General features: G+C 68.6%; 14 protein-coding genes and 1 pseudogene. 7 read left to right on the top strand and 8 right to left on the bottom strand.

From position 1 onward, the window contains the following. The 4 genes from ACK59X_RS27405 to ACK59X_RS27390 form a co-directional block, all read left to right on the top strand. Window positions 1-649, top strand: a 649-nt coding sequence (locus ACK59X_RS27405) for a PDZ domain-containing protein (RefSeq protein ID WP_409961676.1), incomplete at its 5' end; no start/stop codon positions are given. 181 nt (window positions 650-830) lie between these two features. Continuing rightward, the gene (locus ACK59X_RS27400) at window positions 831-1,490 is read left to right on the top strand and encodes a response regulator transcription factor (RefSeq protein ID WP_409961675.1); all 660 of its coding nucleotides are present in this window, start codon (window positions 831-833) and stop codon (window positions 1,488-1,490) included. Beyond that, window positions 1,487-2,863: an ATP-binding protein gene (locus ACK59X_RS27395; protein ID WP_409961674.1), complete on the top strand. Its 1,377-nt coding sequence runs from the start codon at window positions 1,487-1,489 to the stop codon at window positions 2,861-2,863. The genes ACK59X_RS27400 and ACK59X_RS27395 overlap by 4 nt, the downstream gene beginning before the upstream one ends. Window positions 2,864-2,924: 61 nt before the next feature. After that, window positions 2,925-3,920 (top strand): 2-dehydropantoate 2-reductase, encoded by a 996-nt coding sequence (locus ACK59X_RS27390; protein WP_409961673.1) that lies wholly within the window; start codon window positions 2,925-2,927, stop codon window positions 3,918-3,920. Between the two features lie 21 nt (window positions 3,921-3,941). Here ACK59X_RS27390 and ACK59X_RS27385 read toward each other — a convergent pair whose 3' ends face one another. The 4 genes from ACK59X_RS27385 to ACK59X_RS27370 form a co-directional block, all read right to left on the bottom strand. Next, window positions 3,942-4,307 carry a hypothetical protein gene (locus ACK59X_RS27385; protein WP_409961672.1) on the bottom strand — a complete coding sequence of 122 codons (366 nt, stop codon included), beginning with the start codon at window positions 4,305-4,307 and terminating at the stop codon, window positions 3,942-3,944. Between the two features lie 200 nt (window positions 4,308-4,507). After that, window positions 4,508-5,431, bottom strand: coding sequence for a hypothetical protein (locus ACK59X_RS27380; protein WP_409961671.1), 924 nt, complete (start codon window positions 5,429-5,431; stop codon window positions 4,508-4,510). Between the two features lie 466 nt (window positions 5,432-5,897). Then, complete coding sequence (locus tag ACK59X_RS27375; protein ID WP_409961670.1) at window positions 5,898-6,374, bottom strand: hypothetical protein; 477 nt, start codon at window positions 6,372-6,374, stop codon at window positions 5,898-5,900. A gap of 58 nt (window positions 6,375-6,432) precedes the next feature. After that, window positions 6,433-6,558, bottom strand: a complete 126-nt coding sequence (locus ACK59X_RS27370; protein WP_409961669.1) for a hypothetical protein — start codon at window positions 6,556-6,558, stop codon at window positions 6,433-6,435. Between the two features lie 163 nt (window positions 6,559-6,721). On the opposite strand from ACK59X_RS27370, the gene ACK59X_RS27365 reads away from it, so the two are divergent. Beyond that, complete coding sequence (locus ACK59X_RS27365) at window positions 6,722-6,943, top strand: DUF4287 domain-containing protein (RefSeq protein ID WP_409961668.1); 222 nt, start codon at window positions 6,722-6,724, stop codon at window positions 6,941-6,943. A 103-nt stretch (window positions 6,944-7,046) separates the two neighbouring features. Here the strand turns inward: ACK59X_RS27365 and ACK59X_RS27360 are convergent, their stop codons facing one another. The 3 genes from ACK59X_RS27360 to ACK59X_RS27350 form a co-directional block, all read right to left on the bottom strand. Next, on the bottom strand, window positions 7,047-7,232 hold the full coding sequence (locus ACK59X_RS27360) for a hypothetical protein (RefSeq protein ID WP_409961667.1): 186 nt from the start codon (window positions 7,230-7,232) through the stop codon (window positions 7,047-7,049). A gap of 233 nt (window positions 7,233-7,465) precedes the next feature. Continuing rightward, window positions 7,466-8,557 carry a hypothetical protein gene (locus ACK59X_RS27355; protein WP_409961666.1) on the bottom strand — a complete coding sequence of 364 codons (1,092 nt, stop codon included), beginning with the start codon at window positions 8,555-8,557 and terminating at the stop codon, window positions 7,466-7,468. Window positions 8,558-8,813: 256 nt separating this feature from the next. Further along, a complete protein-coding gene (locus tag ACK59X_RS27350; protein ID WP_409961665.1) occupies window positions 8,814-9,293 on the bottom strand; it encodes a peptide chain release factor family protein in 480 nt (159 codons plus the stop codon). A gap of 415 nt (window positions 9,294-9,708) precedes the next feature. Between ACK59X_RS27350 and ACK59X_RS27345 the strand changes: the two genes are divergently transcribed. Continuing rightward, entirely contained in the window at window positions 9,709-9,990 is a 282-nt protein-coding gene (locus ACK59X_RS27345) for a hypothetical protein (RefSeq protein ID WP_409961664.1), read from the top strand. Between the two features lie 34 nt (window positions 9,991-10,024). Here the strand turns inward: ACK59X_RS27345 and ACK59X_RS27340 are convergent, their stop codons facing one another. Further along, the gene (locus tag ACK59X_RS27340) at window positions 10,025-10,519 is read right to left on the bottom strand and encodes an Lrp/AsnC family transcriptional regulator (protein WP_409961663.1); all 495 of its coding nucleotides are present in this window, start codon (window positions 10,517-10,519) and stop codon (window positions 10,025-10,027) included. Window positions 10,520-10,613: 94 nt separating this feature from the next. On the opposite strand from ACK59X_RS27340, the pseudogene ACK59X_RS27335 reads away from it, so the two are divergent. After that, window positions 10,614-10,861: pseudogene (locus ACK59X_RS27335) on the top strand (EamA family transporter); the annotation flags it as partial.

The following is a 10,861-nucleotide window of genomic DNA, read 5'->3' as shown; positions in this document are numbered from 1 at the left end:
GGCCGACAAGATCAAGGAACAGATCGTGGCCACCGGCAAGGTGCGCCATGCCAAGCTGGGCGTGGCGGTGCAGGAGGTGAACCAGGCGTTTGCCGAGTCCTTCCAGCTCGACAAGCCCGAGGGTGCGCTGGTGGCCAGCGTCACCAAGGACAGCCCGGCCGACAAGGCCGGCCTGCAGGCGGGCGACGTGATCCGCCAGGTGGACGGCCAGCCCATCGTGGCATCGGGCGACCTGCCGGCCTGGGTGGGCCAGGCGCAGCCCGGGCAGAAGGCGCGCCTGTCGGTGTGGCGCCATGGCAAGCCCGTGGAGCTGACCGCCACCCTGGGCGATGCCAGCGACAAGGGCAAGAATGCCGTGGCCAAGGCCGACGAGGCCGTGGGCAAGGGGCAGCTGGGCCTGTCGCTGCGCCCGCTGGACCCCGATGAGCGCCGTGAGGTGGGCGTGAAGGAGGGCCTGGTGATAGAGCAGGCCCGTGGACCGGCCGCCGCCGCCGGTGTGCAGCCCGGCGACGTGCTGCTGGCCATCAACGGCGCACCGGCCAAGGACATCGATCAGGTGCGCGCGGCCATGGCCAAGGCGGGCAAGTCGGTGGCCTTGCTCATCGAGCGCAACGGCGACAAGATCTTCGTGCCCGTTCGCCTTGGGTGAGCGGCCCAAAAAGCTCTCCTGGCGTCGTTGCTCCGTCTTGCCGTACCTTCAGTGCTGTCTGCGACGGAGCGCCTAGCCAGGACCGCTGCGCTGAGCTTTGTGGTCCGCTTGGAGGCCGTGGTTCCAGGGGCTGCTTCGGCGGCCCTTTTCCATTCATTTCTTTCGCTATGCTTGCCGCACCATGCGACTGCTGCTCGTTGAAGACGACCCCATGATCGGCGAGGCCGTGCAGGACCTGCTGCGCGCCGAGCACTATGCCGTGGACTGGGTGCGCGATGGCGACGCCGCCGACACGGCCCTGCGCGCCAATGCCTATGACCTTGTGATGCTGGACCTGGGCCTGCCCAAGCGCGACGGCATCACCGTGCTGCGCGACATGCGCACGCGCAAGGACCGCACCCCCGTGCTGGTGGCCACCGCGCGCGACGCCGTGGCACAGCGCATTGAGGGGCTCGACGCCGGGGCCGATGACTACGTGCTCAAGCCCTACGACCTGGACGAACTGCTGGCCCGCATCCGCGCGCTGCTGCGCCGCGCGGCCGGGCGGGCCGAGCCGGTGTACGAGCACAAGGGCGTGAGCATCAACCCCAGCACGCGCGAGGCCAGTGTCAACGGCGTGCCCGTCGTCCTCTCGGGCCGCGAATGGGCGGTGCTGGAGCCGCTGCTCGCGCGCCCGGGCCTGGTGCTGTCGCGCCAGCAGCTCGAAGACAAGCTCTACGGCTGGGGCGACGAGGTCAGCAGCAATGCGGTGGAGGTGTATATCCACGGGCTGCGCAAGAAGTTGGGGGCGGACATCCTCTTGAACGTGCGCGGTGTCGGCTACCTGGTACCCAAGGCATGACGGAGCCATCCAGCCCCTGGCGCAGATTGCTGCCACACTCCCTGCGCGCGCAGCTGCTGGTCTTTCTGCTCGCCGCCATCCTGCTCGCGGGCGCCGTGCAGGGCGTGCTGGCCTACCGCAGCGCGCTGGCCGAGGCCGACTCGCTGTTCGACTACCACATGCAGCAGACCGCGCTGGCCCTGCGCTCGGGCCTGCCGCCCGATGCGCGAGACCTGGGCCAGGGCCTGTCGGGCGAGGACGAGAACCACGAATTCATCGTGCAGGTGTGGACCATCGAGGGCCTGCGCATCTTTGAATCGGCCGTGGGTGCAGCGCTGCCGCAGATCGCGGTGCTGGGCTTCACCAACGTGCAGGCGCGCGGCGGCACCTACCGCGTTTTTTCGCTGCAGACGCGCGCCCAGGTCATCCAGGTGGCTCAGAACATGGCCGTGCGCAGCGGCATGGCGCGCACCCTGGCGCTGCGTACGCTCGCGCCCCTGGCGGTGATGGCGCCGCTGCTGGTACTGGCCGTGTGGTGGGGCGTGAGCCGCTCGCTCGCACCTGTGGAGCGCGTGCGCCGCCAGCTCGCCCGCCGCCAGGCCGACGACCTCTCGCCCGTGAGCGACGAGGCACTGCCCGACGAGGTGCAGCCCCTGGTGACCGAGCTCAACCTGCTGTTCGAGCGCGTGCAGGGCGCCTTCGCCGCGCAGCAGCACTTCGTGGCCGATGCCGCGCACGAGCTGCGCTCACCCCTGGCCGCGCTGCGCCTGCAACTGCAGGGCCTGCAGCGCGCGGGCCAGGATGATGCGGCGCGCGCCGTCGCGGTGGAGCGCCTGTCCGCCGGCATCGACCGCGCCACGCGCCTGGTGGAGCAGTTGCTCACCCTGGCCCGGCAAGAGGCCAGCGCCGCCGGCCCCACGCCCACCGAGGCCGTGGACCTGCGCGCCGTGGCCCAGCTCGCCCTGGCCGACGTGGCCGCCGCCGCACAGGCCCGCGGCTTGGACATGGGCCTGCTCGACTCCGAGGCCGCGCCCATCCCCGGCCGCCCCGAGGCCCTGCGCATGCTGGTGCGCAACCTGCTCGACAACGCCGTGAAGTACACGCCCGAAGGCGGCCAGGTGGACCTGCAGATCTCGCGCGCTGCCGACGGGGCGGTGGAGCTGGTGGTGGAAGACAGCGGCCCCGGCATCCCCCCCGAGCACCGCGAGCGCGTGATGCAGCGCTTCGTGCGCGAGACGGCCGACAGCGCCCCCGGCAGCGGCCTGGGCCTGGCCATCGTGCAGGCCATCGCCCAGGCCCACGGCGCCAGCGTGGCGCTGGATGCCTCGCCCCGGCTGGGCGGGCTGCGGGTGGTGGTGCGGTTTCCTGCCGCCACTGCAGCACCGGTCGCATAGGCAGCACCGGCGGCGGCATCCAGGCCGCACAATGCGCCCACTATCAAGGGGGCTGCATCGTATGAACTTCATCGTGCTGGGCGCAGGCGCCATTGGCTGCTACGTCGGAGGGCGCCTCGCGGCGCAGGGGCAAAGCGTCTGCTTGGTCGGCCGCCCCCACGCCATGGAGCCCCTGGCGCGTGAAGGCCTCACCGTCACCGACCTCGAGGGCTACCGTGCCCACGTGCCCGCCGCGCAGCTGCGTGTGGCTGGCACGCTGGCCGAGGCCGCGCCGAGCCCGGGCACTGTGATTCTGCTCTGCGTGAAAAGCGGCGCCACCGACAGCGCTGCGCGCGAGTTGGCCGCCGCCTGCGCGCCCGGCACGCCCGTCATCTCGCTGCAAAACGGCGTGGACAACGTGGCCCGCATCGCGGCACAGGCCCCGGCCCTCAAGGCCCTGGCCGGCATGGTGCCCTACAACGTGGTGCTGCGCGGCGCCCAGGTGCACCGCGCCACGGCCGGCGCCATCCAGCTGCAGCGCGACGCCGCCACCGAGCCCGTGGCCGCAGTCTTCAACGCCGCCGGCCTGGCCACCGTGCTGCCTGAGGACATCCGCGCCGTGCAGTGGGGCAAGCTGCTGCTCAACCTGAACAACCCGGTCAACGCCCTGTCCAACCTGCCCCTGCGCGAGGAACTGCTCGACCGCGACTGCCGCCACGTCTTCGCCGCCCTGCAGACCGAGGCCTTGGGCGTGATGCAGCGTGCCGGCATCGCCCCCGCGCAGGTGACGGCCGTCTCACCGCGCATGCTGCCCCGGGTCATGCGCCTGCCCAACTGGCTCTTCACCCGCCTGGCCAAGCGCATGCTGCAGATCGACGCCACGGCCCGCTCCTCCATGTGGGACGACCTCGAAGCCGGCCGCGTGACCGAGATCGACGCCATCTGCGGTGCGGTGGTACGGCTGGCCGCGCAGCATGGCGGGCAGGCACCGCTCAGTGCGCGCATGTGCGAGCTGCTCAGTGGGCCGAGGCTGCGGTTGACGGGGGTGGAGCTGAAGAGGGCGGTGGGGCTGGGGTGAATCGCTTCGGGTGAAGCGCTGCTACGCCGCGCCGCCACGCCTGGCCGCGGACAGGTCTGCCGCCCGCTTTCGGAGCGCCCCCAGCATGCTGAAGCCCATCAGCCCGCTGAACAGGCCGAAGGCCCCGAAGCCGTATACGCCCGCCTGCCACAGGTGTTTGCGCGCAAGCTTGTATGCGCTGGAGTTGCCTCGAATCCGTCGAAGGTTCCAATCGAGCTCTTTCAGTTCCTGCGCATTGAAACTCCCGCGGTCAATGTAATTGCGTTCAATGGCTTCCAGTGCCACTTCCGTGCTGAGTTTGTCGAAAGGCACCTGCACGAAACAGTAGGCGCTGAGGCAGAGGGCTGCGACAGCGAGAAAAAAGTAAGCAACGGCGAATCTGCGCACGGTGGATGGGCCTAGGGAAAAAGCGGCCTCTCGGGCCTTACGGCAGGCAGCGTCTGACCGATTGTCGCCACGATACGGGCCTGCTTCAGCGAGCGTCACATGAAGCAGCGTGCAGGCGCCTGCCACGACGAAGCCAGGCGGGCCAAGGCATGCCGGTCGCCGGCAGCTTTACGGCCTGTGCGCCGGCGCCCTGGCGCGCGTCAGAACCGTGCCTTGACGAACACGCTGGGGCCGGGCAGTTTGACGCGCAGGCGGGCGTCCACGTCGTCGTTGTACTTGAGGTCGATGTCGGTCACCCCGTACGAGACCACCAGCCCCACGTTCTTCACCGGGAACCACTCCACGCCCAGCGCGGCGTTGTAGATGCTGCCGTGGGCCTTGCCGCTTTTCTTCCACACGCCCGAGGCGTCGGCGAACAGGCGCAGGTCGGGCGTGATGGCGTGGCGCACGCCAAACTCCAGCAGCGGGGCGATGGCGTCTTCGCTCGCATCCGCAGAGAAGCCGCGCGACTCGTTGCCCACGCGGGCGTTGCCGCTGGCGTTCACGCCCAGGCGGTAGTACGCGGCGCCGGCGCCCAGGCCCACGGCGGTGTTGCCCGAGCCCATCCACCACTTGTAGGCCAGCTTGGCGAACTCCAGCTCGGTCTGCAGGCGCACGTCGGCCGCGGCGGTGGTGGGGCCCTGGCCGTTGCTGCCGCCACCCAGGCCGAAGCTGCCGTTGGCGCTGTCGGACCAGGTGCGCTTGTAGCGGTAGTAGTCGAACGACAGGCCCTGGCTGTCGAACAGCAACAGCTCGGCCGATACGCGCGGCAGCGTGGCTGAGCCGGCCTTGAGGTTGCCGCCCGTGTCCAGCGTGCCGTACTGCGTGCCCACGCGGGTGCCGAACTCGGGCTTGACGTAAAAGCCGCCGGCAGAGATGCTGAACCGGTCCAGCGCAGGCGACACCTCGGCCCACGCAGGCAGCGCGCCCATGCCCGCGCCCACTACCAGGGCCGCGCCGGCAAGGGTGCGGGCGGTGACGGTGGCCCGCGCCAGATGGCCACGCGTGCTGGATGGGTTCGAATGCAGTGGGCTGTGGGTGGACACGGGTGCGGCAAGGGCGCCGCCGGAGACGGGGGAACGCATGGAATTTCCTCGGGTGGTGAAGGTTTGGAACAGTGAAATGAAGAAAGCATCAGGGAGCGGGCGGCGCAAGGCAGGGGCAATGCAATGGCAAGGCGTGGCGATACATGGCAATGGCAGTGCAGGCCTGCGGGCAACGCCCGGTGGTTTCAGATGCTTGCGCCGAATATACGTTTGCAACCACGGCATGCCCTGCAATTTGGGGCCTTGTCCTACAGCCCGTGCAACGTGATCTTGGCGCTTGGGCGGGGGCACGGCTGGGCACAGCGCGGCATGCCCGCCATGCAGGCATTTGCATCCGCAAGGCCGGTTCGAGAGGGCTGCGCGCAACAGCGCTGCGCGACAAAAGCGAGTGCAAAGTCAGCGACACCGACCTGCTGTACCAGCCAGCGCTGCGGTGGGTCGGCGCGGTCATGGCACCAGCCGCGTGGCCAGCATGGTCGGTGCATCCGCGGGCCGTTGCCCGGCATTACCTGCGGCGCGTCTGCCCCAGCGCCAGCGCCACGACAGCGATGCCGCCAGCGACGATCAACGCGTCCTCGATCAGGCCGCTGCGCGTTTGACCGATGTGTCTCATGGCGCTCTTTCTGGCATCCAGGGTGATGTATGCCAAAGGCACCGCGGTGGCCACCGCCACCAGTGCGCCGGCTTGCTCACGACCAGGCGGAGCCAGCGCCGCACCGGCGATTCCGGCGCTCATGACGCGCGCCAACAGGCCCAGGGCAACTGTCCTGTCGGGGGCCGTCTTCATCTTGTCACCGGCCAATTCTCCGGCCCCCATCGCTAGCGCGCCGTACTTGAACAAGGGGCGGTCCAGCAGTGCCAGTCTGCCGGGCGTGGAGTGGCCGAGCAGCCTGGCTGCCGACAGCGTGGCCATGGGTGTCATGGAGCGGGCACTCGCGACCGCTCCGATGAGCGCGGACCAGAGCAGGCTTGGCGTTTTCATGTGGTTTCCCCGTGGGTGATGCAGTGGACAAATCGTCAGTGACAACCCTCCATTACAGCTAGTTCTTGAACTCGCTGACGCCCGTAGGACAACGAGCCGCACGGGTACCGCCGAGCCCATCTACCAACACCTGCCTGTGCAGGTCGATGGTGGCTGCAATCGGCCCGCCGTCGGTTTCGTCCATGGGATAAGCTGGGCCGTCCATCCCCAAAATACTTGTCGCGGCCTGTCGATCTGCCGCATTGTCGTTCGTCGTATCCACAGGAGGCGGCAGGAAGAAGGGCGCACGCACCTGACGGGCGTCCCGCTTGCCCTCCAAAATAAATCATCCACCCAGGAGCCAGCCCATGCCCGCACCCAGCACCACCCCCGCCGTCAAAGGCCCCGCCTCGTACTTCCCCTCCATCGAGGCCAAGTACGGCCAGCCCATCAGCCACTGGATGGACGTGCTGCGCGCGGCGGGCGAGCGCAAGCACATGGAGTACGTCGCCCTGCTCAAGGCCGACCACGGCATGGGCCATGGGCATGCCAACGCGCTGGTGGCGGCGTTCCTGGCGCAGGGCAGATAGCAGGCCTGAAAAGGGGGCGGACACATCCCTCGGCCCTATGCACGGCCCGCGCCCTACTGCAGGTACAGGTGGCCTTCGAACGCCAGTTAGGGCTTGATGCCGTTCATCGGAAAGCCCACGAACAGGTAGTTGCCACGGTCTGCCGCTCCTTGTGCGCAGCAATGCGCGCAAGGGCCTGCGGCACATCGCCGGCCCCCAGGGCCAGCACGGGCTTGGGCATGCTGGCCCACCATTCGTCCTCGGCCTCCTTCTGGTCCTCGACTGGGTCGCTGCTGCCTTCCCAGAACACGGAGTGGGCCCATGTGCCAGCGCCGTCAATGAAGGTATAGGTGCTGTAGCCGTTCTCGTGCGACAGCAGATTTGCAGGGAGATTTCCAGCATGGGCGCGGGGGCGAAATGATTGATGACACGCCCTGGCTGGGCCAGCGGCGCACCCGATCTCGCGATGGCGCTGGACAAGTTGTCACTCTCACGGCACCACGGCCCCTTGCCGCCGAGCCTCCCTGCGCGCCAGGCCTGGACTCAATACGGCGATGGCCGATGGCATTGCTTGAGCGCAATGGCCTTGTCCGTGCCTTGCACCACGCTGTCGAGCGTGAGGTAATCGGTGGGGGGAGTGGTGCGGAAGTCCTGGTACAGGCGGCACAGGTATTCGCCCTTGCGCACCCACACTACGCGCACTTTGGTGCCCCCGTCCTCGATCTGATCGCCCCAGAATGCGGTAAGGTCGCCGCGGCTTTCCTGGCGGTCGAACACGGTCTCCTTGTTCTGTGGAATGCTGTCCATGTACACGCCGCCGCGGCCTGAGCAATCGGCCGTGGTGAAGGCCACATGCCCATTGGACACGGCCACCCGAGTCTCGCTGCGGCGCACGATGCGCAGTTGGCTCAGCTGGCCTGGGTCGGGGAAGGAGGGGTTGCAGTACTCACCCGTCCAGTCGCCCTGGGGCAAGGCCCAGGTGGTTCTGGCGCAGGCCACCTGCACCGATTGCACGTGCGCGTTGCCCACCGGGCCGCTGGCGTTGGCCAGCGTGCAGACCTGGCCCGCAGGGTGCGACAGCACGCGCACCGCATAGGTGCTGCTGCCCGCCACCGGCGTGGCAAAGAGAAAGCGGCCGTTGTCCGTGAGCGCCAGGTCATCGCCCTGGTTGTTCTGCAGCACCAGCCGGCCACCGGGCAGCAGGCCCGTAACCTGGCCGCCCACGGTGTGGGTGCCGGCGGGCAGGGTCTCGCAGCGCACGGCCACGTCGGCTACGTTGGCTGCCTGCACGGTGCCCGTGCCTTGCGCCACGCTGCAGCGCTGCCCCGCGGGCTGTGACGAGACGGCGATGGCATAGGCACTGCCCGTGGCCACGCGCCGGCCCATCGTGAAGCTGCCGTTGGCGGCCACGGTCAGATCGTCGGCCCCCTGGTTCTGCAGCGTCAGGCTGCGCCCCTCGCCCACACCGCTAACCACACCGCCCACCGTGAAGTCGCCGACGCCCTCATCCCCGCCACCGCAGGCCACCAGCAGCAGCGGCAGTGCCAAGGCCAGGCAGGCCGTGGGCGTACGGCGGTACCGCAGGGCGGATGAAGGGGATGCCATCGGGGGCTGGGCGCTGGAGGTCGTGGGCATGGTCGAACACCTTTCTGACAAGGCAGGTCAAGGACAAAAAAGAATTACAAACAAACAGACAGGCAAATAAACAAAAAAATCGCATCCGACATGCGCGCATGCACGCGGCGCGCCAGGCGCCGGGGCGCGAGGGGCGGGCCATGCTGCGCAAGGAGGCGCCAGAGAGGCGTTGCGCCGATCTTCATCGCGGCGCAGGGCGCTGTCTGTGTTGCGCATCACATGTCCAGGCGCCCACCCAAATAGGTGGCCGGGGTGGTCAAGGCGGCGGCAGGCGGCCCGGTCCGGTCTGCGCGTGGACCAGCAGGCTGTGGTTGCGCACCAGCGCTGCCAGCAGCTGCAGGGCCTCCTCCAGGTTCCAGTCTCGGTTCCGGTGCGAGGTGCTGCGCGCCTCGGTGCCGCTGGCGTGGTGCACCAGCTTCACGCAGCTTCTCAAGTGCACGACCATGCCGGAGTCGATGGCGCCCTCGCGGCGAAAGTGCTCCACGGTGTAGTCGTGCGCTCGCAGGGTGATCTCGGCGGGGTCGAGCGCGGCGACGAATTGCGCCTGCACCCACTGGCAATGCTGGTCCGCGAGCAGTTGCGCGATTGCTGAGGCCATGGGCGCGTAGCAGATGTCTGCCAGGAACTTGATGGTGAGCTCCTTGCAGCGGCCGTCGGCGTGCAGGCGCTCGTCGATGACGTCGTAGGTGCGGCCCAGGCCCACCAGTTGGTGCAGCTCCGCGAAGAAGCGGTTCACCGGATCCCGCGAGCTGTCTTGCCGGGCGTGGCGGGTCCGCAGGATGAGGAATGCATCTGCGGCAGGGACCCGGCGAAGCTGCATGGCGGGGGGCTGGCTTGCCTGTCCGTTCGTCCGGCTCGCGGTGGGTGGCTGCGCCCGGTCTACACACCCAAGCCCGGGAACACGGCCACCCGCTGGTCCCTGGGCTTGCGGAGCTGGACTGGTGCCGGGTGCGGACCGGCTCCCGTGCATCCTTCGCCATGCGGTTGCGTGTCCACGCCGGCCACGGCGAACACCTGGGCCCTGTCCTTGCTGTGCCACCTGAAACGCATGGTGAACCTTCTATCTGGATCAGCCCGCGTTGTAGGCAATGGCCAGTGGGCCGTCAAGGCAAGAATTGCGCGGTGCTGGTGGCGAGGACTGGGCGTCCAGGTTGCTCCCGCGCGCGGCCTCAACGCTGGCGCATGCTGCGCTCCATCCTGTCTCCTTTGGTGGCCTGGTCCTGGGCCTGCGTGCCATCGGCCTGGGACATGCGCTGGCTTGCGGCCCGGATGCTTTCCACCGTGCAACGGGTGGCCCGCAGCGCATCGAGTACCTGCACTGGGACGTGCGCGGCCTCATCGGCGCCAAGGCCTGCATCGGCTGGGGCCGCTCGTTCGCCGAGATGGTGGATACCGTCCAGATGCGGGAGATGCACACGGTGGCCGCGCCCTGAGAGTCGCAGGGGTTGGCCCCGGGGTGGACTTGGACTACCCCGGATCGGCCTCGTCTCCAGGCAGCGGCACCTGCAGCCCCGCCTTCAAGCACCCCAGCGACACCGACGTGCGAAAGCGCCGCACGTTGTCATCGCCCTCGAACAGCCGCCGCGTCAGCGCCTCATAGTCGGCCATCGACGCCACGGTCACCACCAGCAGGTAGTCGGCCTCGCCGGTCACGCTGTAGCACTGCTGCACGGCCGCCTCTGCAGCGATACGGCTGCGCAGCGGGGCGGTGCGGTCGGGGCGCTCGTTCTCCAGATGCACCTCGACCATGATGGTCAGGGGCAGCCCCACCTTCTCGGGGTCGATCACGGCCACATTGGCGCGTATCACGCCGTTCTGCTGCAGCCGCTGGATGCGCCGCTGCACTGCGGGTGCCGACAGATGCACCGCTTGCGCAATCGCCCGCTGGGGCGTGGTGTTGTCGCGCTGCAGGATGCCGAGGATGGCCAGGTCGAAGGCGTCGAGGGCTGGGGTGGCTGGCATGGGTAGATTTTGGGGGTAGCAGGTGAGTGAAAGTTGCGTGCAGGGCCCAAAATTCGAGCGAAAGTCCAGGCGCTATCGCACTATATTTTCAACCATGTCTTCCCTGTTGCACCGTTATCAGCGTTTTGTTCCCTTCCTGGCCGTGCTCGGCGCCGTCACGGCGCTGGGCATCGGCACCTCCTGGGCCAAGCACTATCTGTTTCCGCTGGTGGGCGCCACCTTCTGGGCGTTGTACATCGTGTTCGGCAAGCGCGTGGGGCATCTGCATGCGGGCCATTCCGTCTCGCTGGGTCTGGTGGCCGCCGCCGTGGTGGTGGTGCCCGTGGGCGTGGTGCATGCCGG

This window comes from Acidovorax sp. (genome assembly GCF_046339755.1).
In the GTDB taxonomy this organism is placed as follows: Bacteria; Pseudomonadota; Gammaproteobacteria; order Burkholderiales; family Burkholderiaceae_C; genus Acidovorax.
The sequence above is the reverse complement of the archived record's forward strand: the minus strand, read 5'-3'. Positions and strand labels throughout refer to the sequence as shown.

Coding starts and splice junctions, on each gene's coding strand:
- ACK59X_RS27390 (WP_409961673.1), top strand. CDS start 2,925: ATGAACTTCATCGTGCTGGGCGCAGGCGCCATTGGCTGCTACGTCGGA.
- ACK59X_RS27370 (WP_409961669.1), bottom strand. CDS start 6,558: ATGGACGAAACCGACGGCGGGCCGATTGCAGCCACCATCGACCTGCAC.
- ACK59X_RS27380 (WP_409961671.1), bottom strand. CDS start 5,431: ATGCGTTCCCCCGTCTCCGGCGGCGCCCTTGCCGCACCCGTGTCCACC.
- ACK59X_RS27400 (WP_409961675.1), top strand. CDS start 831: ATGCGACTGCTGCTCGTTGAAGACGACCCCATGATCGGCGAGGCCGTG.
- ACK59X_RS27375 (WP_409961670.1), bottom strand. CDS start 6,374: ATGAAAACGCCAAGCCTGCTCTGGTCCGCGCTCATCGGAGCGGTCGCG.
- ACK59X_RS27395 (WP_409961674.1), top strand. CDS start 1,487: ATGACGGAGCCATCCAGCCCCTGGCGCAGATTGCTGCCACACTCCCTG.
- ACK59X_RS27365 (WP_409961668.1), top strand. CDS start 6,722: ATGCCCGCACCCAGCACCACCCCCGCCGTCAAAGGCCCCGCCTCGTAC.
- ACK59X_RS27355 (WP_409961666.1), bottom strand. CDS start 8,557: ATGCCCACGACCTCCAGCGCCCAGCCCCCGATGGCATCCCCTTCATCC.
- ACK59X_RS27340 (WP_409961663.1), bottom strand. CDS start 10,519: ATGCCAGCCACCCCAGCCCTCGACGCCTTCGACCTGGCCATCCTCGGC.